Genomic DNA, 25,759 nt, shown 5'->3' with positions numbered 1-25,759 from the left:
GTTTCAGCGTCAAGTCGGCACACAGGTCACCGTGACCCGTGAGCCGATCGCAACCTCACCGGTCGGCGCCACGTCCGACACCAGGCACCGCTCGGGGTCCCGCGGCACGCCGCCGTCCTCGGCGCGCACCTCGGGTGCCAAGCCGTGCCCGGAGAGCACTTTCGCGACTTCGTCCACCGGGCGGTCGACGTAGTCGGACTTCGTGACCGTCACCTTCGGCTTGCCGGGGAGGCGATCGGTCGAGTCGTCCAACGGACGGGCGCTCGTGGTGCCCTGCTGGTTCGCCCCGCCGGGCACCTCGTCGTCCTTGAGCGCCCAGCGCAAGATGACCACGCCGAGCACCAGCAACGCGACCAGCAGCACAGCGACCATAACCCACAGCACGGCGCGGTTGCGCCCCGGTGGCCGTGCACCCGGCGGCAACGGACGGAAAGCGCCCGTGTGCGGAGTGTTCATCGCTGGTGGGACCGGTTGCAGGCCCGGGCGCGACCCCGGGTGGGTCACCGGGCCGCCCAGCGGGGGGTGTTGAGGATGGGGGTGCGGCGCGGGCGGCGTCATCGGCGCCGCCATCGGCGTGCCGACCGCCATCGCCAACCCGGACGGCGCGGGCAGCGGCTGGCCCGCCCGCACCGCGCTCACCGCCGACGCGAACTCGCCGCCGTTGCGGTAGCGCTGCCGGGGGTCCTTGACCAGGGTCGCCTCGATCAGCGCCCGCGGGCCGGGCGGCACGTCCGGCGGCAGCGGCGGCGCGATGTCGCGGATGTGCATCATCGCGACGGTCACCGCGTTCTCCGACAGGAACGGCCGGTGCCCGGTCAGGCACTCGTAGCCGCACACCGCCAGCGCGTACACGTCCGACGCGGGCTCGGCGGCGTGCCCGAGCGCCTGCTCCGGCGCGATGTAGTGGGCCGTGCCCATGACCATGCCGCTGTGCGTGACCGGCGCCGCGTCGGCGGCCTTCGCGATGCCGAAGTCGGTGATCTTCACCTTGCCGGTCGGCGTCACCAGGATGTTGCCCGGCTTGACGTCCCGGTGCACCAGGCCGCGCTCGTGCGCGGCCTGCAACGCGTTGCCCGCCTGCTCCAGCAGGTCGAGCGTGCGGTCGGCACCCAGCCTGCCGCGGGCGATGATCGCGGCCAGCGGCTCGCCCTCGACCAGCTCCATCACCAGGTAGGCGGTGTCCTCCGGCCCGTCCGGGATCGACGCGGTCTCGCCGTAGTCGTGCACCGCGGCGATGCCGGGGTGGTTGAGCGACGCGGTGGTGCGCGCCTCGATGCGGAACCGGTTCAGGAACTCGGCGTCGCCGCTGAGCTCCGCCTTCAGCACCTTCACCGCGACCTTGCGGTCGAGCCGGGTGTCGTCGGCCTCCCAGACCTCGCCCATGCCGCCGACGGCGATCCGCTTCGACAGGCGGTACCGCTCGGCGAGCAACTGGCCGGAGGTCAGCATCAGCGTCCCCCGAGGTACGCGCCGATGACCGCGCGGCCGATCGGGGCGGCGACCCGGCCACCGGTGGCGGACAGGCCCTGCTGGCCGCCGTTCTCCACGATGACCGCGATCGCGATCTCCGGCTTCTCGGCCGGCGCGAACGCCACGTACCAGGCGTGGGGGTTGGTCGACTTCACGTCGTCGCCGTGCTCGGCGGTGCCGGTCTTGGACGCGATGGTGACACCGCTGAGCTTGCCGCCGCCACCGGTGTTGTTCTCCGAGGCGATCATCATGTCGCGCAGCGCCTGGGCGTGCGCGGGCTCCATGGCCTCGTCGACCTCGTCCGGCTTGGTCTCGCTGATCACCTGGAGGTCCGGCGCGAGGATCTTGCCGACCAGGTGCGGCTGCATCCGCACGCCGCCGTTGGCGATGGTCGCCGCCATCACCGCGTTGACCAGCGGCGTCACCCGGACGTCCTTCTGGCCGATGCCGGTCTGGTAGACCGACGGCTTGTCCGACATCGGGCCCAGCGTCGAGGGCACCACGGACAGCGGGATCGACAGGTCCTGCTCGCCGATGCCGAACTTGGCCGCCTGGTCGCGCAGCTTGTCCGGGCCCAGCTCGGCGGCCAGCACCGCGAACGCCGTGTTGCACGACTTCGCCAGCGCCTCCTGGAGCGAGGCGGTGACGCCGTTGCCGCACACGGTGTCGTTGAAGTTGGGCAGCGGGGTGTTCGTGCCGGGCAGCGTGATCACCGGGCGGCCGTCGACCTCGGAGTCCTTGGTCTTGCCCTCGGCCAGCGCGGCCGCCGTCACCACCAGCTTGAACGTCGAGCCGGGCGGGTAGTTCTCGTGGATCGCGCGGTTGAGCATCGGCTTGGACTTGTCCGCGTCGTAGCCGACCCACGCCTCTTCCTGCACGTCCACGTCGTGGCTGGCGAGCACGTTCGGGTCGTAGGACGGGGTGCTGGCCATCGCCAGGATCTCGCCGGTCTGCGGCCGGATCGCGACCACCGTGCCGGTCACGCCCTGGAGCCGCTCGTACGCCGCCTGCTGGAGCTTCGCGTCGATCGTGAGCTGGAGGCTGCCGCCCTTGGGGTCGCGGCCCGTGATCAGGTCCGACACCCGGCGCGCGAACAGCCGGTCGTCCGAGCCGTTGAGCAGGTCGTCCTCGGCGCGTTCCATGCCGCCCGCGCCGTACAGGGTGGAGAAGTAGCCGGTCACGGGCGCGAAGACCGGGCCTCCCGCGTAGGTGCGCAGGTACTTGAGCCGGTCGTCGACCCGCTGCACGCTGGCCAGCGGCGTGCCGTCGGCGGCGATGATCTGGCCGCGCTCCCGCGAGTACTGGTCCAGGACCACCCGGCGGTTGAGCGGGTCCTTGCGGTAGTCGTCGGCCTTGATGACCTGCACGTACGTGGCGTTGCCCAACAGCAGGAGCATCATCGCCATCATGGCGAGGCCGACCCGGCGGAGCGGTGTGTTCATTTGGGACGCTCCACCATGACTGTGAACTGGTCGGCGATGGCCGGTTGCTGCGGGCGCGGCTTCGGCGTGGTCTTCGGCGCGCGCGCCGCGTCCGAGATCCGCAGCAGCAACGCCACCAGGATGTAGTTGGCCAGCAGCGACGAGCCGCCCTTGGACAGGAACGGCGCGGTGATGCCCGTCATCGGGATCAGCTTCGTCACGCCGCCGACCACGATGAAGATCTGGAACGCCACCGCGAACGCCAGGCCACCGCCGAGCAGCTTGCCGAACGTGTCCCGGACCGACAGCGCGGTGCGCAGGCCCCGCATCGCGAACACCGTGTAGATCAGCAGCACCGCGGCCAGCCCGACGAAGCCCAGCTCCTCGCCGATCACGGCGGTGATGAAGTCGGTGTTGGCCTCCGGGATCTGGTCCGGCCGCCCGCCGCCCAGGCCCGCGCCGAACAGCCCGCCGGTGCCGAGCCCGAACAGCGACTGCACGATCTGGTAGCCCGTGCCCGACGGGTCGGCGAAGGGGTCCAGCCAGTTCTGCACCCGGATCTGGACGTGCCCGAACAGCTTCCACGCCACGACCGCGCCGACGCAGAACATCATCACGCCCAGCACGACCCACGCGGCCCGCTCGGTCGCCACGTACAGCAGCACCAGCACGATGCCGAAGAACAGCAGCGAGCTGCCCAGGTCCTTCTGCAGCACCATGATGCTCACGCCGACCGCCCACGCGGCGATCAGCGGGCCCAGGTCGCGGGCGCGGGGCAGGTCCAGGCCGAGCACCCGGCGGCCCGCGATGGTGAACAGGTCGCGCTTCGACACCAAGAACGCGGCGAAGAACACCATCAGCAGGATCTTCGCGAACTCGCCCGGCTGGATCGAGAACGCGCCGAAGCTCAGCCAGATCTTCGCGCCGTTGATCTCCGGCGCGATGAAGCTCGGCAGCACGCCGGGCAGCACCAGCGCGACCAGGCCGAGCAGGCCCGCGGTGTAGCCGTAGCGGGCCAGCGTGCGGTGGTCGGACAGCACCTTGAGCACCGTGCAGAACAGCACGAGCGCGATCGCCGTCCACAGCACCTGCTTCGGCGCGGCGGGCGACCACACGGCGTTGCCCGGCAGCTTCACGTCCGCCATGGCCAGGTCGATCCGGTGGATCATGACCAGGCCCAGGCCGTTGAGCAGCGCCACGCACGGCATGATCACCGGATCGGCGTAGGGCGCCCACTTGCGCACCGCGAGGTGCGCCACGGTGAGCAGGCCCAGGTAGGCCAGGCCGAGCCACAGGATCTGGAGGCTCAGCTCCTGTTCCTGGTTGGCCTCGACCAGGATCAACGCGCCCGTCACCAGCGTGGCGGCGAACGCGAGCATGAACAGTTCGGTGCTGCGTCGCGTGGGCGGCCTCAACCCGGGCGACGTGCTGCTCGCCGCCGCGAGCGGTGTGCCCTCAGCGCCGGGGACCGGCGAACCCATGCGACTACTGACCCTTTCGGCAATCCGTGCCCGGCTTCTGCACGGGCGTGGTGAGGGGGGTTCCCTCCACGGTGGTGGACGTCGTCGCCTCGGTCGAGGTTGCGGTCGGCGGGGCCGAAGTGGTCGACGTCCCCGTCGTGCTCTCGACCGCGTCCTTCGGGCAGAACGGCAGCGTCTGCTCGGTGCGCAGCCGGCGGATCGCCTCCCGCGCGCCCTCCAGGCCGTCGACGTCGGTGATGCCGTTGCGCACCACGTCGCGGGTGGCGACCTTCAGGTCGTCCACCGTGATCGGCTCGCACGCCTGCGCGCCGGGCGGGCAGGAGCCCTCCACCTTGCGGTGCAGGTCGAAGCCGAACACGCTGCCGGTGACGCCGCGGAACACCGACACCTCGCCGTTGTCGCCCGCGCCGACGTAGTACTGGCGCAGCACGTACCAGCGGGTGCCCAGGCCCGCCGCGACCAGCAGCAGGAGCAGGAAGACCACGAGCGCCAGCGCCTTGAGCCGGTTGCCGCGCGACCGCCGGGGGTCCGGCGGCGGCATCGGCTCGACCCGCGGCGGCACCGGACGTGGCCCGGTGATGGAGCTCGCCCGCGAGGCGGGCGAGTCGGGGGGTGGTGGGTCTTCGCTGCCGTCTCCGGCCGCGCCGCCCACTATGGGCGCGTCCTCCCCGAAGTCGACGTCGACCACGTCGGCGACGACGACTGTCACGTTGTCGGGGCCGCCGCCCTTGAGCGCCAGCTCGATCATCCGGTCCGCGCACGCCTGCGGGTCCGGGATCCGGATCGCCTCTTCCAGCGTCTCCATGCTGACCACGCCGGACAGCCCGTCCGAGCACAGCAGGTAGCGGTCGCCCGGCCGGGCCTCCCGCACCATGAGCCTCGGCTCCACCTCGTGGCCGGTCAACGCGCGCAGCAGCAACGAGCGCTGCGGGTGCGTGGCCGCCTCCTCCTCGGTGATCCGTCCTTCGTCGATCAACGACTGCACGAACGTGTCGTCGTGCGTGATCTGCGTGAACGTGCCGTTGCGGAGCATGTAGGCCCGGGAGTCGCCGATGTGCACCATGCCCAGCCGCGAGCCCGCGAACAGCACGGCGGTGAGCGTGGTGCCCATGCCGTCGAGGTCGGGGTCGCTCTGCACGAGCTCGGAGATCGCGCCGTTGCCGGCGATCACCGCGTCGCGCAGCTGGCCGAGCAGGTCGTCGCCGGGCTCGTCGTCGTCGAGCGGCGCCAGTGCCGCGATGACGACCTTGCTGGCGACCTCGCCCGCGGCGTGGCCGCCCATGCCGTCGGCGAGGGCGAGCAGGCGTGGGCCCGCGTACACGGAGTCCTGGTTGTTCGAGCGGACCAGGCCCCGGTCGCTGCGGGCCGCGTATCGGAGGACGAGGGTCATGAGCGCAGCTCGATCACCGTTTTGCCAATTCGGATCGGGGAGCCGAGCGGGACCCGGAGTGGGGCCGTGACCTTCGCCCGGTCGAGATACGTGCCGTTCGTGGAGCCCAGGTCCTCCACGTACCAATCGGTGCCGCGCATCGACAGCCGCGCGTGCCTGGTCGACGCGAAGTCGTCGTCCAGCACGAGCGTGGAGTCGTCGGCGCGGCCGATCATGATCGGCCTGCCGTCCAGGGAGATGCGCGTGCCCGCCAGCGCGCCGTGCGTCACGACGAGCTGCCGGGCCGCCTTGTTGCCCCGGGCGGCCTTGCTAGCGCCTCTGCCGAACTTCGGCGTCGGGACGCGCAGCCCCGACGCCGCGTACAGGTCGGAGCGGACCACTCGAAGCGCAGCCAACACGAACAACCAGAGCAGGACGAGGAAACCCGCTCTGGTCAGCTGCATCACCAGCTCTGGCACCGGTTGTAACCGCTCCTGACTTGAGTGCCGTCACGCCTTCGCCCGAATCGACGCGCCCAGAATCTACTGGTCAGCCCTGGGTGCGGTAGACCAGCGAGGAGTGGCCGATGCGGACGACGTCGCCTTCCGCGAGCTGCCAAGTCTGCACTGGGGTGCCGTTCACCGTGGTGCCGTTTGTCGAACCGAGATCAGCGAGCATGGCACTGTGCCCGTCCCAGGTGATCTCCAGGTGCCTCCTGGACACCCCGGTGTCGGGCAGCCGGAAGTCCGCTTCCTGGCCGCGGCCGACCACGTTGCCGCCCTGCTTGAGGTTGTAGGTGCGGTTGGAGCCGTCGTCCAGGTGCAGCGTCGCGTTCAGCTGCCGCGGCCCGGACTGGACCGCCGGCGGCGCGTAACCCGCGGCCGGGTCGCCGTAGCCCGGCTGGCCGTAGCCCTGGTCGTAACCGGGCTGCTGGCCGTAACCCGGCTGGCCGTAGCCCTGGTCGTAGCCCTGCTGGCCGTAGCCCTGGTCGTAGCCGGGCTGGCCGTAACCGGGTTGCTGCTGGCCGTAGCCCTGGTCGTAGCCGGGCTGCTGGCCGTAACCCTGGTCATAGCCGGGTTGCTGCTGGCCGTAGCCCTGGTCGTAGCCGGGCTGCTGGCCGTAACCCTGGTCGTAACCGGGTTGCTGCTGGCCGTAGCCCTGGTCGTAGCCGGGCTGCTGCTGACCGTACCCCTGCTGGTCGTAGCCCTGCTGCTGCCCGTAGCCGCCCTGCGCATAGGGGTCGTAGGCGGGCTGGCCCTGTCCTTGTCCGTAGCCGGGAGGCTGGCTCATGGATCCGTCTCCTGCAGTGCGAGGTGGTGCTGACCGTCGGCTGGCAACTTTCACGTCGGGGTCGACGGACGAGCTGGTTCGGAACTGTCCCGTGTGCAGCGCGTCGGAGCGCTCCAGGGAGACTACGACGTCACCATAGGTATCCCATCCGCTCTCCTCGAGGTGCTCCCGGATGGAGTCCCCCAGAAGCTGGGTGATGCGTAGTTCATCCTGACCGTCCCCGGCAAGCCGATCGTGGTCCTGCGGACCCAGCAGGACCTTGAAGTGGTTCGGCGCGAGCAACCTGCCACCCGCCAACTCGCGGATGTTGCTCTCCGCCTCCCGCTGCAGTGCCTGGGCCACTTCCTGCGGGACGACGTTGCCACCGAACACACGCGCGAAGGTGTTGCCCACGATGCCTTCGAGACGGCGCTCGAAGCGCTGTACGAGGCCCACGGCAACCCTCCGACCCGGTCGACTTCTTGTACCGATCGTATCCGGGCTGACGTGGCGGGACACGGGGCAATTGGTAACCCGGACGGGGACCGTGCTAGTGTTCTCCACGTCGCTCCGGGCGAGTGGCGGAATGGCAGACGCGCACGGTTCAGGTCCGTGTGTCCGAAAGGACGTGGGGGTTCAACTCCCCCCTCGCCCACCAAAACCATGAAGTCCCATCCACAGCAGTGGGTGGGACTTCGTGGTTTTCTCGTCTTTTCACCGCCGGCCGGCGCGTGATGTCTGTCACCCGGCCGGCCGCGCCCGAACGTGGTGGCGCGGGGGCGGTCGGTCGGTTTCGCGCGGCGAGCGGTCGGCGGGGTGGTGGGCGAGGTGTCCGCGGGCGCCGGTCCGGCGGTCGTTCCAGGCGAGCGACGCACACGCTGAGCAGCTTTCCGGGCCTCGGGGACGCCAGGGGTCACCCAGACGGCAGCACCGCCGGACCGAAGTCGCCCCACCGGTCGCCGACCGGTTACCGACCGCTCGACGCCGTCGATCGCAGGACGCCTTTTGCCCCGGTGGTGCGACCGGTCCCACCTGGTACGCCTTACCCAGAGCACGAGTCGAAACGCGGCGGACAGCCCGCCGTGGTTGCCGAGGAGGCCCTGGCGTGAGCAGCACACCAGCACGGATCGCGGACACCGACGACGCCAGGGCGCTGTCGGCCACCGCTGTTCCGGTTCCCGAACTGCCCGGATCCGTCGAGGAGCTGGCCGCCTCCGCGGCGGTGCGCCTCGGCTGGCACGGCGTGGTGCTGCCCGAGATGGTCCTCATGGGGCGCAAGGTGATCGTGGTGGCCGAGCTGCTGGCCGACGCGCACGCCGAGCGGCTGTGCCTGGGCGCGGGCCCGGAGACCGACCGCACCACCGTGTCGACCTGGGTGTGGCCGGAGATGGACGGCCGGGTGCCGCCCGCCGCGGTGCGGATCATCGGTGTGCTGGCCGTGGCGCGGCACTGGCGCACCGCGCTGGCCTCGGCGGTGCCGTTCGCCCGCTTCGGCAACGCCGCCGCCGTGCTGCCGACATCGGTCGTCTTCACGCACGACTACCTGGCGAACTGCCTGCCGCGGGTGCGCCGCTACGGCGTCTCGGTGCTGCTGGCCGACGAGGAGCTGCAGCTGAGCACGGACGTCTCGGGCCGCAACGAGACCGTGCCGGTCGAGGACACCGCGACCACGCGCTGGGTGAACGAGCTGGTGTACGAGCAGGTGCTGGCGACCGCGTCCTGACCTACGGTCGGACCATGCGGGTAGTCATCGCGGGCGGGCACGGCAAGATCGCGTTGCGGGTGGAGCGGCTGTTGGCCGCACGGGGCGACAGCGCCACGGCGCTGGTGCGCAACCCGGACCACCACGCGGACGTGCTGGACGCGGGAGGTGTCCCGGTCCACTGCGACCTGGAGGCGACGGACGTCGCTTCGGTCGCCGAACTCATGACCGGCGCGGGCGCGGCGATCTTCGCCGCGGGTGCCGGACCGGGCAGCGGGGTGGCGCGCAAGGACACCGTGGACCGGGCGGCGGCGGCCTTGTTCGCCGAGGCGGCGCAACGGGCGGGTGTGCGCCGGTTCGTCCAGATCAGCACCACCGGCATCGGCCGGACCACTGGTGACGAGGTGTTCGACGCGTACCTGGCGGCCAAGGGCGCGGCCGAGGACGACCTGCGCGACCGCGACCTGGACTGGACGATCCTGCGGCCGGGCAGGCTGACCGACGACGAGCCGACCGGGCTGGTGGAGCTGTCGGAGACGCCGCTACGGGGTTCCGTACCGCGCGGCGACGTGGCGGCGGTCGTGGTGGCCCTGCTGAACCGCCCCGGGACCGCCCGCCGGACCTACGAGCTGATCAGCGGCGAGACCCCGATCGCCGACGCGTTCTGATCCCGCCCGCCCCGGTCAGCCCAGGACGCGGTCGAGGTAGGCGTTGGTGAACTTGCCGGTCGGGTCCACCTCGGCGCGGACCCGGCGGAAGTCGTCGAAGTGCGGGTAGCGCTCGCGGAGGGCGCCGGCGGCGAGGCTGTGCATCTTGCCCCAGTGGGGTCGCCCGCCGACCGCGCCCGCGATCCGCTCGAACGCCTCGAAGTAACGCCGGTACGGCATCCCGAGGTACTGGTGGATCGCGATGTAAGCCGTGTCACGCCCGTGCGCGGTGGAAAGCCAGATGTCGTCGCCCTGGGCCACCCGCACCTCGACCGGCACGATCACGCCGTGGTCGAGGCCGGCGACCGCCGTGCGCAGCTCCCGCAGCACGTCGTGCAGCGCCTCCCGCGGCACCGCGTACTCCGACTCGACGAACCGCACCCGCCGGGGCGTGACGAAGACGCGGTGCGAGACGTCCCGGTAGTCGCGCTCGGAGATCAGTGACCCGCACACCCGGTTGAGCGTCCTGGTGGTCGCGGGCACGGCCTTGGCCAGCTTGCAGACCAGCCCGAACGCGCCGTTCTCCATCACCTCGTACTCGTAGAACCGGCGCGCCGCCGACAGCGGCGCGGCCGGCAGGTCGACCCGGTTGTTCCGCTTCACGATCACCCGGTCGGAGTGCGGGAACCAGTGGAACTCCACGTGGTCCTCCACCGCGGTGAGGTGGTCGAACTCCTCCAGCACGGCGTCGAGCCGGCCGGGGAACTCGCGGGCGTGCAGCACGAACGCCGGCACGCACCGCAGCGTGACGGTGCTGATCACGCCCAGCGCGCCGAGCCCGACCCTGGCGGCGTGGAACAGCTCGGGCCGCTCCTGCGCCGAGCACCGCGCCAACGACCCGTCGGCGAGCACGAGTTCGAGCGCGACGACCTGGGTGGCCAGGCCGCCGAGCTTCGCGCCGGTGCCGTGGGTGCCGGTGGAGATGGCGCCCGCGACGGTCTGCGCGTCGATGTCACCGAGGTTGGCCATGGCCAGCCCGAGCACGTCGAGCAGGGTGTTGAGCTGCCGCAACGTGGTGCCGGACCGGACCGTGACCAGCGTGCCGGACACCTCGACGACCCCGGTCCACGAGTCGAGGTCGATCGCCACGCCCGGCGCGACCGCGATGTCGGTGAACGAGTGCCCGCTGCCGCGCGGGCGCACGCTGGAGGCGCCCGCCACGGCCGAGGCGAGCTCGTCGAGGCTCGCCGGGCGTTCCACCCGGTGCGGGTTCGCGGACGCCGTGCGTGCCCAGTTCGTCCACGGGGTCCCCATGCCCACCTCCGGATGTGACGCGTTCCACGCACCGTAGGTGAAACCTATTCACCTTTCAAGTACGGTGAGGCCCATGCAGCACCGCACGCGCCTGGACGCCGCGACGGAGGAGCACGACCCCCCGTTCGCGATCGTCGACCTGGACGCCTTCGACAGCAACGCGGCCGACCTCGTGCGCCGTGCGGGCGGGCGGCCGATCCGGGTGGCGAGCAAGTCCGTCCGGGTCAGGGCGCTGCTGGAGCGGGTGCTCGCGCGGCCCGGTTTCGCGGGCGTCATGTGCTACTCGCTGGCCGAGGCGCTGTGGCTGTCGTCGGTCGACCTGTCCGACGACCTGCTGGTCGCCTACCCGACCGTCGACCTGGCCGCGTTGACCGAGCTGGCCAAGGACGACAAGGCACGTGAGCGGATCACGATCGTGGTCGACTCGACCGCGCACCTCGACCTGGTGCGCTCCGCGCTGGGCGCGGGGCACCCGGAGATCCGGGTGTGCCTGGAGCTGGACGTGTCGTGGCGGCCGGTGCCCGGCCTGCACATCGGCCCGCGCCGCTCACCCGTGCACACGGCACGTGAAGCGCGCGCCCTGGCCGAGGAGATCGTGCGCCGACCGGGGTTCCGGCTGGTCGGCGTGATGGCCTACGAGGGGCAGATCGCGGGCCTGGGCGACCGGCCGCCGGGCAGGCCGGTGCGCGGCGCGGTCCTGCGCTGGGTGCAGCGCCACTCCGCCGCCGAACTGGTCGAGCGCCGCACGGCCGCGGTCGCCGCCGTGCGCGGGGTCGCCGAGCTGGAGTTCGTCAACGGCGGCGGCACGGGCAGCCTGGAGGTGACCGCGGCCGACCCGTCGGTCACCGAGCTCGCGGCCGGCTCCGGGCTCATCGGCCCGACCCTGTTCGACGGCTACCGCGGCTTCCGGCCGCGGCCCGCCGTGCTGTTCGCGCTGCCGGTCGTGCGCCGGCCGAAGCGGCACGTGGCCACGCTGTTCTCCGGCGGCTACGTCGCCTCCGGCACCGCGACCCCCGATCGCCAGCCGACGCCGTACCTGCCGGTCGGCCTGAAGCTGCTGCCGCTGGAGGGCGCGGGCGAGGTGCAGACCCCGGTGGTGGGTCGGGCGGCCGACTCGCTGCGCCTGGGCGACCGCGTGTGGATGCGGCACGCCAAGGCGGGCGAGCTGGCCGAGCGGTTCACCCACTACCACGTCGTGCGGGGCGACGTGGTGGAGCGGACCGTGCCCACCTACCGGGGCGAAGGTCACTCGTTCGGCTGAAAAGAGTGCCTAGTCGGGGAGCCTGGTCGACAGGTAGCCGCGGACCAGGGCCTTGGCCTCGTCCAGGATCCGCTGGTCACCGGCCGGGTCGCGGCGGAACGCGAGGTTCAGCACGCCGTCGGCCGCCTCGACCGCGATCGAGATCGGCAGCTGGAGCTCGGCGAACGGGATGTCGAACTTGGCCGAGATCATCTCCGCGATGCGGTCGGAGATGACCGTGTTGTTGTCGCGCCGGTCGTCGAGCAGCCGCATGTCGACCACGTCGCCGAAGTGCAGCTTCGAGAACGCGGGCACCTCGCGGTGCATCGAGACGTACACGTCGAAGATCGAGTCGACGGCGTCCCACCAGTGCTCGAGGGTGGTCGAGGTGAACCGGCCGTCCACCGTCTGGATGAACTTCTCCAGGTTGCGCAGGGTCAACGCCTGCACGACCGCCCGTTTGTCGGGGAAGAACTGGTAGAGCGAGCCGACCGCGACACCCGCGCGCTCGGCGATCAACGTCGTGGTGACTCCGTCGTAGCCGACCTCCTCGATGAGCTGGGCGCAGGCTTCGAGCATCCGCTCGACGCGCTTGGCGCTGCGCTGCTGCACCGGCTGTCGGCGCAGTGGGGTCGTACTGGTCACGGCGACTCCTGCTGACTGGGTGGCGGGTCTCCATAGTGCCCGGTCCTGGACCTTTCCACTTCACTTCGGGGCGCAACACGCCTACGATCCGAATCACTTTCATGTTCTGGAGGCCCGCGTGACCGCGTCCGATGAGTTCCTGTGGGGTGTGTCGACCTCCGCCTTCCAGATCGAGGGGTCGTTCACGGCCGCCGGCAGGCAGCCGTCCGTGTGGGACGCGTTCCCGGCGTTCGCGGGCCAGGACGCGTCGGTGGCCTGCGACCACTACCGCCGCTACCGCGACGACGTCGGCCTCATGCGGTCGCTCGGCGTGAACGCGTACCGGTTCTCCGTGTCGTGGCCGCGGGTGCTCGCGGGCGACCTGGTGTTCTACGACCGGCTGGTCGACGAGCTGCTCGAATCGGGCATCGCGCCCGTCGTGACGCTGTACCACTGGGACACGCCGCTGGCCGTGGAGGAGGCGGGCGGCTGGCTCGCCCGCGACACCGCCCACCGGTTCGCCGAGTACGCGCAGCGGGTCGCGGACCGCCTGGCCGACCGGGTCGCGATGTGGATCCCGATCAACGAGCCCGCGATGGTGACGCTGCTCGGCTACGCCACCGGGCAGCACGCGCCGGGCAAGGCGCTGCTGTTCGACGCGCTGCCGACCGCGCACCACCTCAACCTGGCGCACGGCCTGGCCGTGCAGGCGCTGCGCTCGGCCGGGGCCCGCGCCGTGGGCACGGCCAACAACCACACGCCCGCCTGGCCCGCGAGCCCCGCCGACGCCCCCGCCGCCGAGGCCTACGCCGACCTGCACAACTGGCTCTACGCCGACGCCCAACTGGCGGGCCGCTACCCGGACTGGCTGGCCGACCGCTTGCCGATCGTGGACGGCGACCTGGCGATCACCTCCGCGCCGCTGGACTTCTACGGCGTCAACTACTACAACCCGACCCGGCTGCGGCTGCCGTCCGAGGGCAACCCGCTGCCGTTCGAGCTGGTGGAGATCGACGAGTACCCGAAGACCGGCTTCGGCTGGCCGGTCGTGCCGTCCGGGCTGTCGGAGATGATCTCCTCGTTGCGCGATCGGTTCGTCGACCTGCCTCCCGTGCACGTGACCGAGAGCGGGTGCAGCTACCCGCACTCGCTGGAGGACACCGAGCGGATCGACTACCTCGACCGGCACCTCGAGGAGGCCCTGAAGTCCGACGTGCGCGGGTACTTCGTGTGGTCCTTGATGGACAACTTCGAGTGGGACTCGGGCTACTCGCAGCGGTTCGGCCTGGTCCACGTCGACTACGCGACGCAGGAACGCACGCCCCGCGCCTCCTACGAGTGGTACCGCGAACGGATCAAGAGGTGACCGCGGAGGCGTTGGCGGAACCGGTCGTCCCCGTCCGCCGGTCGTGGATGACGTGGCTGTTCCTGGCCAACCTCGGCCTTTGGCTGGCCATCTACGCACCCATCCAGGTGCTGCTGCCCCAGCAGGCCGAACTGCTCGACGCCGCCGGCAAGGAAGCGGTGTTCGGCCTGGTCACGGGCGTCGGCGCGCTCGTGGCGCTGGTGGCGAACCCGCTCATCGGGCTGTCGTCGGACCGCACCACGTCCCGGTTCGGCAGGCGGCACCCGTGGACGCTGGCCGGTGCGCTGCTCGGCGCGGCCGGGCTGGTGGTGCTGTCGTCGGCGTCGTCGGTCGGGGTGATGGTGCTCGGGTGGTGCCTGGTGCAGGCCGGGTTGAACGGGATGCTCGCGAGCCTCACCTCCGCCGTGCCCGACCGCGTGCCCGTGCGGCAGCGCGCCAAGGTCGGCGGCCTGGTCGGCGTCTCCCAGATGCTCGGCACCGTGCTCGGCGCGGTCGTGGTGACGGTGCTGGTCAGCGGCCTGGCCGAGGGCTACCTGGCGTGCGCGGCGCTGGTCGTGGCGGGCGCGGTGGCGTTCGTGCTGATCACCCCGGACGTCCGGTTGCCCTCCGCCGCCCGCCCGCCGCTGCGGTGGCGCGAGCTGTGGGTGTCGCCGCGGCGGCACCCGGACTTCGCCTGGGCCTGGTGCGCGCACTTCATGATCAACCTCGGCAACGCGTTCGGCACGCTGTACCTGCTGTACTTCCTCGGCGACGTGGTCCGCCACCCCTCGCCGGAGGACGGCCTGCTGGTGCTGATGCTGCTCTACGGCGTGGCGCTGGCGATCGGCGCGTTCGCCGTCGGCGCCCGCTCCGACCGGACCGGCCGGCGCAAGCCGTACGTGCTGCTGGCCGCGGCCGTGATGGCGCTGGCGGCGCTGCTGCTGGTCGCCTGGCCCACGTGGACGGCCGCGCTGATCGCCGCGCCGCTGCTCGGCGTCGGCTTCGGCGGCTACTGGGCGGTGGCGCTGGCCCTGCTGACGCAGGTGCTGCCCGCCGCGTCCGACCGCGCCAAGGACCTCGGCGTGGTCAACATCGCCAACTCGCTGCCCCAGGTGGTCGCGCCGCTGCTCACGACGTTCGTGCTGGCGTCGCTGGGCGGGTACCGGGGGTTGTTCGCCGTCTCGGCGGCCGCCACGCTGTGCGCGGCGGGGCTCGTGACCAGGGTTCGTTCGGTGGAATAGGGGATTCGGGTGCGGTTGGCGGGTAGGACGGTCGTGGTGACCGGCGCGTCCCAGGGCATCGGGGCGGCGACCGCGCGGACGCTCGCGGGGCGCGGTTCGGTTGTCGTGCTCGTGGCGCGCGGCGGTGAAGCGCTCGACGAGCAGGTCGAACGGATCAAGGCGACCGGTGGGCGTGCGCTCGCCGTGCCCGCCGACCTCGCGGACGTCGACCAGATCCGCGCGCTCGCCGACCGGGTCGTCGCCGAGGTGGGGGTGCCGGACGTGCTGGTCAACAACGCGGGCGCGGGCCGCTGGCTGTTCCTGGACGAGACGCCGACGCCCGAGCTGGCCGGGATGATCGCCCTGCCGTTCACCGCCGCGCTGCACCTGACCCGGGAGTTCCTGCCCGGCATGCGGGCGCGTGGCACGGGCCGGGTGGTCAACGTCAACTCGCCGGTGTCCCGCCTGCCGATCCCGGGCGCGACCGGGTACGCGGCGGCCCGCTACGCGTTGCGCGGGATGACCGCGGCGCTGCGGCTGGACCTGCGCGGCACCGGCGTCGGGGTGAGCGAGGTCGTGCCGGGCAAGGTGAGCAGCCGGTACTTCGTGAACAACCCCGGCGCGGAGGCGCGGATCCCCGCGCTGGCCAGGGTGATCCCGACCGTGACGCCGCAGGACGTGGCCGAGCGGATCGCGCTGGTCGTGGAGCGGGAGCGGGACGAGGCCGTGTTCCCGTGGCAGCTCAAGGCGTTCGACCTGGCCGGACGGCTGTTCCCCGGGCTGACCGGGTACCTGACCTGGCGGACCGGCACCCACCGCTGAACCGCGTCGAACGGCCCTGATGTCCGCGCGGGAGGGGCGGACATCAGGGCCGAGTGGTGCCCGCGGACCGATGTCGGTCGGGGAGGGAAGGTGTGCACAACACCGGCCCGCGGATGTCTGTGTAGTTGTCGAGCCGGCCGGCGGTCCGTTCGTCGCGGTCGGGGGTTCGCACGTCCCGGACCGCCGGCCAGTAGGCGGGTGCTCGACCTGGTCGCGTCGGGGGAACGACAGGTCGGGGCCGCCCGTCAGTGGGCTCTGATCACCATGCCGCGGCGCGACCGGGTGACCGGAGGCGTCACCGGCGCCGAGCGCAGGTGACGAGCCGGGCGCGGGGCCAGACCGCCCGCGACCAGGTGTTCGTACGCGGCGCGCCACACCGAGCACGGGCTCTTCTGCTGCCGCCACCGCCCGGAGCACTCGGGGCAGTTGCCCTTCTCGTCCGGCTCGTGCGCGGCGAGCAGCGCCCGCCACCCCTCGGTCAGCCGGGGGAGCTCGGAACGCGCCACCGACAGCAGGGACGGGGCGTCCGCTTCGTTGGCCAGCTCCGTGAGCAGGTCCAGCCGCTCCCACACCGCGTTGCGAAGAACTTGTCCGAGGATCTCGTCCACCGAAACGTCACCGTCACCTTTCCGCCTGCTCGGCGGCCTCACGTAGCGCGGCCCTGAGTTGTACGAGCTGGTCGGCCGAGAGGACCGCCGTCTCGCCGGGCGGACCGACCAGGACCACGCGGCCCCGGTCGACCATCACGGTGAGGCAGCGCTCCCGGTCGACCACGTCGCTGCAACGGATGCGCCACCAGCGACGGTGCCCGGTCGTGCCACGCCATCCGGAGTCGAGGTCGGTCGACTCCTGGACTGACAGGGGTGCGGGAGAGGCGGCCGTGGCGACGGCAGGCGCTGCCGGTCCACCAGGGGTGGTCACCGCCCGCTCGATCAGGTCCACGACCATGTTCCTCTCCGTGCTCGCTCGCTTACCGGAACTCAGATTGCGATGATTCAACCCGGATCGGGACGTCATAGCGCTGGCCGGTGGCCGTTCCACGGTAAGCGGTCAGCGGAGTTCGGCAGGGCCGATCAGCCTCGCCGATCGGCACTTCTCGCAGTCGGGGGAGTGCCCCTACTCTGCCGTTGACGCCCAAAGGACTGTGAGGGGGCGCAATTGAACACCATCGGTTCGCCGAGTTCTCCTGTTACACCAGACGTCTGGGACCAGCAGGAGATGCGGGATGCGCTTGCCAGACGAGAGATCAGCGCGGTCTACCGGCTGCTCCGGCGGCACGGCGTCTCGCAGCGCCAGATCGCGGCGCTGACGGGCCAGTCGCAGTCCGAAGTCTCGGAGATCCTCAAGGGACGCCAGGTCATGGCCTACGACGTCCTCGCGCGGATCGCCCAGGGCTTGGGTGTCCCCAGGGGGTACATGGGTCTCGCTTACGACGAGGCCACGGCAGTGAGGGTGGCCGCCACGGCGGAGTCACCCCATTCTGAGGAGGACGAGTCGGTGAAGCGAAGGAAGTTCCTCGCGCACGCCGCCGCCATCACCGTCGGCGCGGCCGTGTTCGGTACGGACTCCGGGTCTTGGGCTTCATCGCCCGCGCAGACTCCGGCCCCTGGCCGCATCGGCATGACCGACGTCCGACAGGTCGAAGCGGCCACCAGGGCGTTGCGCACGCTCGACTACCAGTACGGCGGCGGCTCGTGCCGCGACGCCGTCGTCGCGCAGCTCTCGTGGGGCCAGCAGATGCTCGGCGCGAACGCGACCGACCTGGTCAAGGAACGCCTCTACGTGGCGCTCGCCGACCTGCACAACCTGGCCGGGTGGACCTCGTTCGACACCGGCCTGTACGACTCGGCCCGCAACCACTTCGGCCAGGCCCTGGGCCTGGCGAAGCAGGGGCGCAAGGAAGAGCTCGTGGCCAACATCCTGTACCGGATGGGCCGCGTCTACCTGCACCAGAACGCGCCGGACGACGCCTTGAAGGTGTTCCAGCTCGGCCAGTTGGCCGCGCAGAACTCCGGTTCGGAGCTCGCGGTCGGCATCCTGTGCGCCAACGAGGCGTGGGCCTACGCGAAGATGGGCTCCGACGACCAGGCGCTCAAGCTGCTCAGCCGCGCCCGCGACGAGTTCGCGCGGGCCAACATCGCCGATTCGCCCGCGTGGGCGAAGTTCTTCGACGCCAACGACCTGTCCGCGATGATCGGCACCGTGCACACCGAGCTGGCGCAGACGGTGGACGTGAAGTACACCCGCACCGCGGTGCCGGCGTTGACCAAGGCCATCAACGGCTACGGCGAGGACATGACCCGCAGCCGGTCGTTCAACCTCACGTCGCTGTCGATCAACCACCTGCTGGACGGCGACATCGACCACGGCGCGCGCATGGGCCGCCAGGCGATCGAGCTGTCCGAGGGCCTGAAGTCGGTCCGCACGAAGGACCGGATGAAGCCGCTGTTGCAGGAAGCCGAGAAGCGCCGCAACAACCCCGACGCCCGTGAACTGGCCGAACGCCTGGCGAAGTTCACCGGCAGCGACAGCGCGGCCTGAGCTGCGGGGAGTCGGGGCCCTGGACGGCAGGTTCACCTCCGCCGCGCTGACGGCCGTCCTGCGACGGCTGTGCGCCGAACTGGGGTTGGCGCACCACGACGCGCGGCTCGTGAAGTTCACCAGCAACGCCGTGTTCGAGCTGCCCGGCGACCGGGTGGTCGTGCGGATCGTCGGCTCCACCACGCTGCGGCACCGGGCGCGCAAGGTGGTCGAGGTGGCGCGGTGGCTGGCCTCGCACGACGTGCCCGCCGTCCGGTTGGTCGAGGACGTGCCGCAGCCGTTGGAGGTGGACGGGCACCTGGCCACCCTGTGGCACACCGTGCCGTCGGGCGGCAGGCCCGTCGACGGTCGTGACCTGGGGCGGGTGCTGCGCCAGGTGCACGCGCTGCCCGCGCCGGAGTTCGAGCTGCCGCGCTGGGCGCCGCTGGACGACGTGCGCCGCCGCATCCTCGACGCCGAGGAGCTGTCCGCGCCGGACCGCCGGTTCCTGGAGGACCGGTGCGCCGAGGCCGAGCACCTCCTGGCGCAGCTGCGGACCGTGCTGCCGCAGGGCGTGCTGCACGGCGACGCGCACCTGGGCAACCTGATCCCGAGCCCCGACGGGCCGGTGATCTGTGATTTCGATTCCACCAGCGTCGGGCCGCGCGAGTGGGACCTGAGCACCCTGCCGGTGGGCGTGGCCCGCTTCGGCCACCCCGAGCGGTGGTACCGGCAGTTGGCCGACGAGTACGGCTTCGACGTCCTGGAGTGGGCCGGGTTCCCGGTGTTGCGCGAGGTCAGGGAGTTGAAGCTGACCACGAGCGTGCTGCCGATCATGCGCAGCCACCCCGGTGTGCGCGAGGAGCTGCACAGCCGGCTCAAGGCGTTGCGCGCGGGCGACACCACGACGCCGTGGACGCCCTACCGCTGACGCCCGGACCGCGCGGGAACGAACCGGTAACGCCCGGCGCGCGTTTCACGAATGAGGCATCGGAAGGTGCGCGACGGGGTCGGCGAGGTGTGCGTGGTCGGGAATCTGCCGGTGTTGCGGCGCAGGCGTGCCCTGCGGGCCGCCCGCATGTTGGACGAGGTCGTGGACACCCAGCTGCCGTTCCTCGCGCGGTTCGACGAGCAGCGCCGCCTCCGTTCGGCGAACTACCTGGCCGAACTGGTGAAGCTGGCCCACGACTACCGGTACTTCGCCCAGGGCTGGATCGACGCCGAGGAGCTCGAACGGCGAGGTCGGAACGCGATGGCGGCGCTGGACCGCCTGCGCGAGGACACTTCCGCCCGACCGGTCACCGACTAGGTCGTTCGGCGCAGCTCACCGCACCGAACGGACCACTCGCCGACGCCGGCTCGCGCCACGCGCCCGCTGCCCACGCCCGTGCCGCGTAGTCGCGGAAGCTCGTGGGCTCACGTCCGGTGACGCGGGCGACCACGTCGGTCGGCTCGCCGTCGCCCAACGCGTCCCAGGCCCGGATCTGCTCCTCGGCGAGCTCGGCGGGCATGACGGCCCGGTAGTCGTCGGGCGTGCCGCGGAACTCGACGTGGCGGCCGGTGACCTCGGCGAGCTCAGCCAGCGCCCGCGGGAACGACAGCGCCTCGGGCCCGGTGACCTCGTAGACCTCGCCCTCGTGCCCGTCCTCGGTCAGCGCGGCGACGGCGACGGCGGCGATGTCGTCGGCGTCCACGAACGCCTGCCGCTTCCCGCCCAGGGGCAGCACCAGCTCGCCCGCGAGCACCGCGGGCCGCAGGAACCCCTCGTCGAAGTTCTGGTCGAACCAGTCCGGCCGCAGCGCGGTCCACCCGACACCCGCCTCGCGCACCAGCCGTTCGGCGGCGAGCAGCCGTTCGTCGCGCATCTCCACGACGCCGCGGGTGGACAGCAGCACGAACCGCCGCACGCCCCGCGCCACGGCCTCGTGCACGAAGTCGGGCTCGACCGGCAGCTCGTGTGGCGCCATCAGGTAGACCCGGTCGACGCCGTCCAGCGCGTCCGCCCACGTGTCGCGGTCGGCCCAGTCGAAGCGCACGTCCCCCCGGCGTGACGCCCGGCGCACGGTGCGGCCCGCCGCGGTGAGCCGCGCGGCCACCCGCCTGCCCGTCGAGCCGGTGGCCCCCAGCACCAGGATCGATGGATCAGCCATGGATGGAACCCAACCACAGGGCCGCGGGCAGTTCCCGGTGAGCGACCCGATCAGGCGACGGGCGCGCGGGAGAGCACGACCGCCAGCCCGAACGCGACGCCCATGACGGCCAGCTCGACCGCGGCCCAGCCGACGATCGCGGTCGTCTTGTGCTGGGCGATGTGCGGCAGCAACCGCCACCGGATGTTCGCGCCCAGCAGCGCCAGCAGCGCGGCGCACACGACCTTGCCGACCAGCACGAGCCCGTAGGACGTGGTGAAGAGCGAACCCGGCAGGGCGACGACCGGGTTGAGCGCGAGCTCCAGCAGCCCGTTGAACAGCCCGGTGACCGAGACCACGGCCAACGCGATCGTGGCCAGCTTGGAGAACTTCGGCAGCGCCTCGGCCAGCAGCCCGCGCCGGTGCGCGACCAGGACCACGAGCGCGGCCAGGCCGCCGGTCCACGCCGCCGCGCCGACCACGTGCAGCTCCATCGAGATCATCGAGTAGTCGTGGTACTTCCAGTTCGACGCGTGCCCGGTCACGGGCAGCGGCAGCAGGCCGAACATGGCGATCAGGATGCGCAGCTCGGCGGGCACCGTCTCGCCCCGGCGCACGGCCATGACGCCGATCCACAGGTAGACCAGCGCGCACACCGCGCTGAACAACAGCCCCTGCCCGGCGCCGACGCGCTGCACGTAGTCCACGACCATCGGCATGGTGAGGTCCGCGTCCGGCCGGGTCTCGTAGGCCCGGATCACGATCGACAGCAACGCGGTGAACGCCCACACCGCCGCCGCGACCACGGCGGCAGGCCGGGCGACGCGCAGCACGGGTTCGGTGAGGGCGGGTCGGGTGAACCCGAGCAGCTTGGGCAGCAGCGACAGCCCGACGACGATCGTCGCGGCCACGTCCAGCAGCGTGCGCACCAGCGGGTGCGCGAACCGGACCACCACCCCCGGCTCGGCCACGCCCACCGCTTCCGGTGTGGTGGACAGGCCCAGGCCCAGGAAGACGCCGACGGCACCGCCCGCGAGCAGGCCGCCGACGACCCAGTACCTGTTCGCGGCGGTGGTGGTCCGGTCCACGGTCATCGCCCGCTGCTCTCCTTGGCGTCACCCGTGCCGCCGCGCAGCGCGAAGAACGCGCCACCGGCCAGCAGCACGGCCGCGCCGACGATCCACACCCAGATGGGCACGCCACCCGAGCCCGACGAGGACGAACCCTCGGCGTTCGCCGCGGTGGCCGGCGCGGGCGTGCCGTTGCCCGCCACCGCCAGGGTGAACTTGAGCGAGCCGGTCACCGGGTGGCCGTCCGCGGAGAGCACCCGGTAGCCGACGGTGTACTCGGCGGCAGGGCCCAGCGGTCGGACCGGGAACACGACGCTGTTGTTCTTGACGGTCGGCTCGCCGTCGGCTTCCCAGCGCGTGCCCTCGGGCCCGGTGACGGTGATCGTGTTGAACTTCTCCCCGGCCTGCACGGGCTGGTCGAAGGTCAGCGTGATCGCCGCCGGTCCGGCGTCGAGCCGCGACCCGTCCTTGGGGTCGCTGTCGACCAGCACGTTGTGCGCGAACGCCGGTGCGGCCGTGCCGAGCACGACCGCGCCCGCGACCAGGCCGGTCAGCAGCAGCGAGACGACGCGCCTCATGCCGTCGGCTTGCCCGCGCGACGGGACCGCAGCACGGCTCCCGCACCCAACCCGAGCCCGAGCGCGCCGACCACCAGACCGGCGCCGCCGAGCCAGCGGGCGGTGTCGTCGGTCGCGGCGGCGGCCGTGTCGTGGCCGTCGTCGGCTTCGGCCGTCGCGGTGGCCGCGCCGTGGTCGTCGCCGTCGGTCTTGGCGACGAGCTTCAGCACGGGCGCGGGGCGTTCGGGCTCGTCGGCGCCCTCGGCGGGCGGCGGCGTGTTCCAGTCCACGACCTCACCGCTGTCGTAGGTCTGCTTGGTGGGCAGCACGAGCTGGTCGGTGTTGTCCGGCAGCGGCCCGATGGACAGGTCGAACTCGTTGAACTGGCCGGGTTCGATGCGGGTGCCGGGGTCGGCGGTCCAGGTGACCGTGCGGACGGCCTCGGTGACGTCGCGACCGTGGCTCTTGACCGGGGTGGGCAGCTTCTCCTTGACCGCCTCGACCTTCCAGCCGGGCGTCGGCTTGGTGCTGACCGAGGCCAGCGGGTACTCGGCGGGCAGCGTCACCTCGATCTTCACCGTGCCGGCGTCGGGGCGTTCGTTCGGCACCCGGAAGGTGACCTTGGTGTACCCGCCCTGGACGGCGTCCTTGGGCGTGGACGCGGTGACGTGCGCGGACGCCAGGCCCGCGGTGGTGAGGGCGAGGATCGCGGCGGTCGCGAGCACGGCGCCGCCCTTGGCGAGCGTGCGCACGCCAAATCCATTTGTCGACATGTAGAGGTGGCTCCTGGGCCTGAGGGTGTTGAGGGGACTCGGGTGATCAGGAGCCAGGAGGGCCGCGACGGCCGTGCACCCGCCGCAGCAGCACGTCGACCAGCGCGTTCGCCGCCGACGAAGGGGTGATCGACCACAGCGCCCCGGCCGGCGCGACCGGCGTCAGCGGTGGCGGCACCAGTCGGGCGACCGCGCCCGCCAGCGCCTGGAGCACGGCGTCGGCACGGGCCAGCAGCAGCCCGGTGAGCAGGGCGGCGACCACGTGCGCGGCGGTCATGGCGGTCGGGCCGAACCCGAGGCCGGGTCCGTCGGCGACGTGGTGACCGAGGTTGAGCAGCACGTGCTGGCCGACCTGGGCCGCGCCCAGCGTGGCCAGCACCGTCCACGGCCGCCGCCCGCGCTCGGCGAGCGCGGTGCCCGCGAACGCGACGAGCAGCGTCAGCGGCAGGGCGGGCGCGAACTCGGTGACCGAACCGCCCGCCGCCCCGTGCGCGGTGACGCTCAGTGCGGCGGAGGTGACGGCCAGCAGCACGGCCCGCGCGAGGCGGGTCGGTGCGGGCCGGTTGGTCACACCCCAGAGAGTAGGAGGTCGCGACACCCCGGCGTGAGTCCCCACGGTTGACGCCGAGTTTGTGCTACTCCGAACGGGGGTACGGGTTACCCGTGACGACCGAGAGCAAACCTGTCCACGAGCCCTTGCCCGGAGATCCGAAAGCGGATCGGCCCGGGCGCACGGACCGCGCGGTCTTCGGTGTCGCCGCCGTCGTCACGCTCGCGTTCGTGGCCTGGGGCATCTTCGGCACGGCGTCGCTGGCCACCGCGTCGAAGTCGGCCCTGACCTGGGTGATCGCCAACCTCGGCTGGGCGTTCGTGCTCAGCGCGTCGGGGTTCGTGCTGTTCGCCCTGTGGCTCGCGGTGAGCCGCTACGGCCGCATCCCGCTCGGCCGCGACGACGAGCCGCCGGAGTTCCGCACGATCTCGTGGGTCGCGATGATGTTCAGCGCGGGCATGGGCATCGGGCTGATGTTCTACGGCGTCAACGAGCCGCTGTCGCACTTCGTGACGCCGCCGCCCGGCACCGTCGAGGGCGGCACGGACCAGGCGTTGCAGACCGCGATGGCGACCACCCTGTTCCACTGGACGCTGCACCCGTGGGCGATCTACGCCGTCGTCGGCCTGGCCATCGCCTACGGCAGCTTCCGCCGCGGCCGCAGCCAGTTGATCAGCGCCGCGTTCGCGCCCCTGCTCGGGCGGCGCCGGGCCGAGGGGCCCGCGGGTCGGGCGATCGACGTGCTGGCGATCTTCGCCACCCTGTTCGGATCGGCCACCTCGCTCGGCCTCGGTGCGTTGCAGATCGGCAGCGGCCTGCGGGTGGCGGGCTGGCTGGGCGAGGTCGGCAACGGGGTCGTGGTGGGCGTCATCGCCGTGCTGACCGTGGCGTTCGTCGCGTCGGCGGTGTCCGGCGTGGCCAAGGGCATCCAGTGGCTGTCGAACACCAACATGGTGCTGGCCGTGGTGCTGGCGGTGTTCGTGTTCGTGGTCGGGCCCACGGTGTTCGTGCTCAACCTCGTGCCCACCGCGATCGGCGACTACTTCCGCGACCTGGCCGACATGGCGGGCCGCACCGCCGCGTCCGGCGGTGACGCGACCCAGACGTGGCTGTCGGGCTGGACGATCTTCTACTGGGCGTGGTGGATCTCGTGGACGCCGTTCGTCGGCATGTTCATCGCCCGCATCAGCCGCGGCCGCACGATCCGCCAGTTCGTGGCGGGCGTCATCGGCGTGCCCAGCCTGGTGAGCCTGGCGTGGTTCTGCGTGTTCGGCGGCACGGCGATCTTCGTGCAGCGCTCCGGCACGGACCTCGCGGGCACGGCCTCGTCGGAGGGGCAGCTGTTCGGGCTGCTCGACCAGTTCCCGCTGGCCACCGCCGCCGGGGTGGTGGTGATGGTGCTGGTGGCGATCTTCTTCGTGTCCGGCGCGGACGCCGCGTCCGTGGTCATGGGCACGCTGTCGCAGCGCGGCTCGATCCGGCCGTCGAAGGGCGTGGTGGTGTTCTGGGGCGTGCTCACCGGGCTCGTCGCCGCAGTGATGCTGCTGGTCGGCGGGTCGAGCGGGCTGACCGGCCTGCAGAACCTCACCATCATCGCCGCGCTGCCGTTCCTGCTCGTCATGGTGGGGCTGTGCGTCTCGCTGGCCCGCGACCTGCGCAGCGACCCGCTGATCCGGCGGGAGGAACGGGTCGCCGAGGTGATGGAGGAGGTCACCGCCCAGCTCGACCCGAACCCGGAACGAGCCGCCTACCGGGCGGTGCGCGAGCTCACACGCCGAGGCGTTTGAGCAGGTCGGCCTCCATGGCGTCCAGGTCGGTCGAGATCGCCCGGTGCGCCGCCCTGCGCCGCGGTGCGGGCATCCGCTCCGACGCCCGCACCGCGGCCAGCAGCTGCGCCAGCCGCTTCTCGGTGTCCTGGACGTAGCCCCGCTCGGTGTCGCCGAGCTGCCCCAGCGCGTCGCCGAACCCGGCGATCCGGGCGTGCAGCCGCGCGCCCTTGCCCGAGTACCTGGTCAGCTGGTCGACCGGCACACCGAGCCGGGACGCCCGGTAGTGGTCGTAGCGGTCGCTCAGGAGCGCGGCGGCACGGGCCGCGACCGGCGCCATCACCGGGATCAACGTCGGCGCCAGCACCTTGGCCACGCCCACGAGGTTCTTCGCCCTGCTCGGGGTGAACCCCTTGCCCTTCTCACGCGCCATGGCCGCACCTCCTGCCCGCAAACCCTAGAGCCGTTCG

General features: G+C 71.9%; 26 protein-coding genes and 1 tRNA gene. 11 read left to right on the top strand and 16 right to left on the bottom strand.

Annotated features, from left to right (window positions below; all coding sequences use genetic code 11):
* Nucleotides 1–9: 9 nt before the first annotated feature.
* From LZG04_RS19890 to LZG04_RS19865, 6 genes are all read right to left on the bottom strand, one after another.
* Entirely contained in the window at nucleotides 10–1,449 is a 1,440-nt protein-coding gene (locus LZG04_RS19890; RefSeq protein ID WP_233819135.1) for a serine/threonine-protein kinase, read from the bottom strand.
* Nucleotides 1,449–2,912 (bottom strand): penicillin-binding protein 2, encoded by a 1,464-nt coding sequence (locus tag LZG04_RS19885; protein WP_233819132.1) that lies wholly within the window; start codon nucleotides 2,910–2,912, stop codon nucleotides 1,449–1,451. Before LZG04_RS19885 ends, LZG04_RS19890 begins: the two co-directional genes overlap by 1 nt.
* Complete coding sequence (locus tag LZG04_RS19880) at nucleotides 2,909–4,372, bottom strand: FtsW/RodA/SpoVE family cell cycle protein (RefSeq protein ID WP_233819130.1); 1,464 nt, start codon at nucleotides 4,370–4,372, stop codon at nucleotides 2,909–2,911. The genes LZG04_RS19885 and LZG04_RS19880 overlap by 4 nt, the downstream gene beginning before the upstream one ends.
* 4 nt (nucleotides 4,373–4,376) lie before the next feature.
* Nucleotides 4,377–5,762: a PP2C family serine/threonine-protein phosphatase gene (locus LZG04_RS19875; protein WP_233819129.1), complete on the bottom strand. Its 1,386-nt coding sequence runs from the start codon at nucleotides 5,760–5,762 to the stop codon at nucleotides 4,377–4,379.
* Nucleotides 5,759–6,220 (bottom strand): FHA domain-containing protein, encoded by a 462-nt coding sequence (locus LZG04_RS19870; protein WP_073897742.1) that lies wholly within the window; start codon nucleotides 6,218–6,220, stop codon nucleotides 5,759–5,761. Before LZG04_RS19870 ends, LZG04_RS19875 begins: the two co-directional genes overlap by 4 nt.
* A 70-nt stretch (nucleotides 6,221–6,290) precedes the next feature.
* Nucleotides 6,291–7,466: a DUF3662 and FHA domain-containing protein gene (locus tag LZG04_RS19865; protein ID WP_233819127.1), complete on the bottom strand. Its 1,176-nt coding sequence runs from the start codon at nucleotides 7,464–7,466 to the stop codon at nucleotides 6,291–6,293.
* 116 nt (nucleotides 7,467–7,582) lie between these two features.
* Here LZG04_RS19865 and LZG04_RS19860 point away from each other — a divergent pair.
* From LZG04_RS19860 to LZG04_RS19850, 3 genes are all read left to right on the top strand, one after another.
* Nucleotides 7,583–7,668 (top strand) — tRNA-Leu (locus LZG04_RS19860).
* Nucleotides 7,669–8,115: 447 nt separating this feature from the next.
* Nucleotides 8,116–8,733 (top strand): hypothetical protein, encoded by a 618-nt coding sequence (locus tag LZG04_RS19855; RefSeq protein ID WP_233819125.1) that lies wholly within the window; start codon nucleotides 8,116–8,118, stop codon nucleotides 8,731–8,733.
* Nucleotides 8,734–8,747: 14 nt separating this feature from the next.
* The gene (locus tag LZG04_RS19850; RefSeq protein ID WP_233819123.1) at nucleotides 8,748–9,380 is read left to right on the top strand and encodes an NAD(P)H-binding protein; all 633 of its coding nucleotides are present in this window, start codon (nucleotides 8,748–8,750) and stop codon (nucleotides 9,378–9,380) included.
* A gap of 15 nt (nucleotides 9,381–9,395) precedes the next feature.
* Here the strand turns inward: LZG04_RS19850 and LZG04_RS19845 are convergent, their stop codons facing one another.
* On the bottom strand, nucleotides 9,396–10,673 hold the full coding sequence (locus LZG04_RS19845) for a D-arabinono-1,4-lactone oxidase (protein ID WP_233819121.1): 1,278 nt from the start codon (nucleotides 10,671–10,673) through the stop codon (nucleotides 9,396–9,398).
* 73 nt (nucleotides 10,674–10,746) lie between these two features.
* Here LZG04_RS19845 and LZG04_RS19840 point away from each other — a divergent pair, with 73 nt between their 5' ends.
* Nucleotides 10,747–11,934, top strand: a complete 1,188-nt coding sequence (locus tag LZG04_RS19840; RefSeq protein ID WP_233819119.1) for an amino acid deaminase/aldolase — start codon at nucleotides 10,747–10,749, stop codon at nucleotides 11,932–11,934.
* A 9-nt stretch (nucleotides 11,935–11,943) separates the two neighbouring features.
* Here the strand turns inward: LZG04_RS19840 and LZG04_RS19835 are convergent, their stop codons facing one another.
* Nucleotides 11,944–12,558 carry a TetR/AcrR family transcriptional regulator gene (locus tag LZG04_RS19835; RefSeq protein WP_233819117.1) on the bottom strand — a complete coding sequence of 205 codons (615 nt, stop codon included), beginning with the start codon at nucleotides 12,556–12,558 and terminating at the stop codon, nucleotides 11,944–11,946.
* Nucleotides 12,559–12,676: 118 nt separating this feature from the next.
* On the opposite strand from LZG04_RS19835, the gene LZG04_RS19830 reads away from it, so the two are divergent.
* From LZG04_RS19830 to LZG04_RS19820, 3 genes are read left to right on the top strand one after another with little or no spacing between them, the layout of a single operon-like run.
* Nucleotides 12,677–13,903 carry a glycoside hydrolase family 1 protein gene (locus LZG04_RS19830; RefSeq protein ID WP_233819115.1) on the top strand — a complete coding sequence of 409 codons (1,227 nt, stop codon included), beginning with the start codon at nucleotides 12,677–12,679 and terminating at the stop codon, nucleotides 13,901–13,903.
* Nucleotides 13,904–13,950: 47 nt separating this feature from the next.
* Entirely contained in the window at nucleotides 13,951–15,123 is a 1,173-nt protein-coding gene (locus LZG04_RS19825; RefSeq protein ID WP_233819260.1) for an MFS transporter, read from the top strand.
* Between the two features lie 36 nt (nucleotides 15,124–15,159).
* Nucleotides 15,160–15,924 (top strand): SDR family oxidoreductase, encoded by a 765-nt coding sequence (locus LZG04_RS19820; protein WP_233819113.1) that lies wholly within the window; start codon nucleotides 15,160–15,162, stop codon nucleotides 15,922–15,924.
* Nucleotides 15,925–16,169: 245 nt separating this feature from the next.
* On the opposite strand, the gene LZG04_RS19815 is transcribed toward LZG04_RS19820, so the two are convergent.
* Both LZG04_RS19815 and LZG04_RS19810 read right to left on the bottom strand, forming a co-directional pair.
* The gene (locus LZG04_RS19815; protein ID WP_233819111.1) at nucleotides 16,170–16,532 is read right to left on the bottom strand and encodes a hypothetical protein; all 363 of its coding nucleotides are present in this window, start codon (nucleotides 16,530–16,532) and stop codon (nucleotides 16,170–16,172) included.
* Between the two features lie 13 nt (nucleotides 16,533–16,545).
* Nucleotides 16,546–16,872: a hypothetical protein gene (locus tag LZG04_RS19810; RefSeq protein ID WP_233819110.1), complete on the bottom strand. Its 327-nt coding sequence runs from the start codon at nucleotides 16,870–16,872 to the stop codon at nucleotides 16,546–16,548.
* A gap of 270 nt (nucleotides 16,873–17,142) precedes the next feature.
* Between LZG04_RS19810 and LZG04_RS19805 the strand changes: the two genes are divergently transcribed.
* The 3 genes from LZG04_RS19805 to LZG04_RS19795 all read left to right on the top strand — a co-directional run bounded on the left by LZG04_RS19805 (nucleotide 17,143) and on the right by LZG04_RS19795 (nucleotide 19,753).
* Nucleotides 17,143–18,465 (top strand): helix-turn-helix transcriptional regulator, encoded by a 1,323-nt coding sequence (locus LZG04_RS19805; protein WP_233819108.1) that lies wholly within the window; start codon nucleotides 17,143–17,145, stop codon nucleotides 18,463–18,465.
* 19 nt (nucleotides 18,466–18,484) lie between these two features.
* Nucleotides 18,485–19,375: an aminoglycoside phosphotransferase family protein gene (locus tag LZG04_RS19800; protein WP_233819258.1), complete on the top strand. Its 891-nt coding sequence runs from the start codon at nucleotides 18,485–18,487 to the stop codon at nucleotides 19,373–19,375.
* A gap of 66 nt (nucleotides 19,376–19,441) precedes the next feature.
* Nucleotides 19,442–19,753, top strand: coding sequence for a hypothetical protein (locus LZG04_RS19795; protein WP_233819106.1), 312 nt, complete (start codon nucleotides 19,442–19,444; stop codon nucleotides 19,751–19,753).
* Here LZG04_RS19795 and LZG04_RS19790 read toward each other — a convergent pair.
* From LZG04_RS19790 to LZG04_RS19770, 5 genes are read right to left on the bottom strand one after another with little or no spacing between them, the layout of a single operon-like run.
* On the bottom strand, nucleotides 19,743–20,594 hold the full coding sequence (locus tag LZG04_RS19790; protein WP_233819104.1) for an NAD(P)H-binding protein: 852 nt from the start codon (nucleotides 20,592–20,594) through the stop codon (nucleotides 19,743–19,745). The two genes, LZG04_RS19795 and LZG04_RS19790, sit on opposite strands and share 11 nt — an antisense overlap.
* A gap of 50 nt (nucleotides 20,595–20,644) precedes the next feature.
* Complete coding sequence (locus LZG04_RS19785; RefSeq protein ID WP_233819102.1) at nucleotides 20,645–21,667, bottom strand: copper resistance D family protein; 1,023 nt, start codon at nucleotides 21,665–21,667, stop codon at nucleotides 20,645–20,647.
* Nucleotides 21,664–22,221 (bottom strand): copper resistance CopC family protein, encoded by a 558-nt coding sequence (locus LZG04_RS19780; protein ID WP_233819100.1) that lies wholly within the window; start codon nucleotides 22,219–22,221, stop codon nucleotides 21,664–21,666. The genes LZG04_RS19785 and LZG04_RS19780 overlap by 4 nt, the downstream gene beginning before the upstream one ends.
* Nucleotides 22,218–22,973: a YcnI family protein gene (locus LZG04_RS19775; RefSeq protein WP_233819098.1), complete on the bottom strand. Its 756-nt coding sequence runs from the start codon at nucleotides 22,971–22,973 to the stop codon at nucleotides 22,218–22,220. The genes LZG04_RS19780 and LZG04_RS19775 overlap by 4 nt, the downstream gene beginning before the upstream one ends.
* A 46-nt stretch (nucleotides 22,974–23,019) precedes the next feature.
* Nucleotides 23,020–23,544, bottom strand: coding sequence for a hypothetical protein (locus tag LZG04_RS19770; RefSeq protein WP_233819096.1), 525 nt, complete (start codon nucleotides 23,542–23,544; stop codon nucleotides 23,020–23,022).
* A 125-nt stretch (nucleotides 23,545–23,669) separates the two neighbouring features.
* Here LZG04_RS19770 and LZG04_RS19765 point away from each other — a divergent pair, with 125 nt between their 5' ends.
* The gene (locus tag LZG04_RS19765) at nucleotides 23,670–25,310 is read left to right on the top strand and encodes a BCCT family transporter (protein WP_233819255.1); all 1,641 of its coding nucleotides are present in this window, start codon (nucleotides 23,670–23,672) and stop codon (nucleotides 25,308–25,310) included.
* On the opposite strand, the gene LZG04_RS19760 is transcribed toward LZG04_RS19765, so the two are convergent.
* Nucleotides 25,291–25,722 (bottom strand): DUF6474 family protein, encoded by a 432-nt coding sequence (locus LZG04_RS19760; RefSeq protein WP_233819094.1) that lies wholly within the window; start codon nucleotides 25,720–25,722, stop codon nucleotides 25,291–25,293. The genes LZG04_RS19765 and LZG04_RS19760 overlap by 20 nt on opposite strands.
* Nucleotides 25,723–25,759: the final 37 nt, after the last annotated feature.

Origin of the sequence: Saccharothrix sp. S26, from assembly GCF_021390395.1 — a bacterium.
In the GTDB taxonomy this organism is placed as follows: Bacteria; Actinomycetota; Actinomycetes; order Mycobacteriales; family Pseudonocardiaceae; genus Actinosynnema.
The sequence above is the reverse complement of the archived record's forward strand: the minus strand, read 5'-3'. Positions and strand labels throughout refer to the sequence as shown.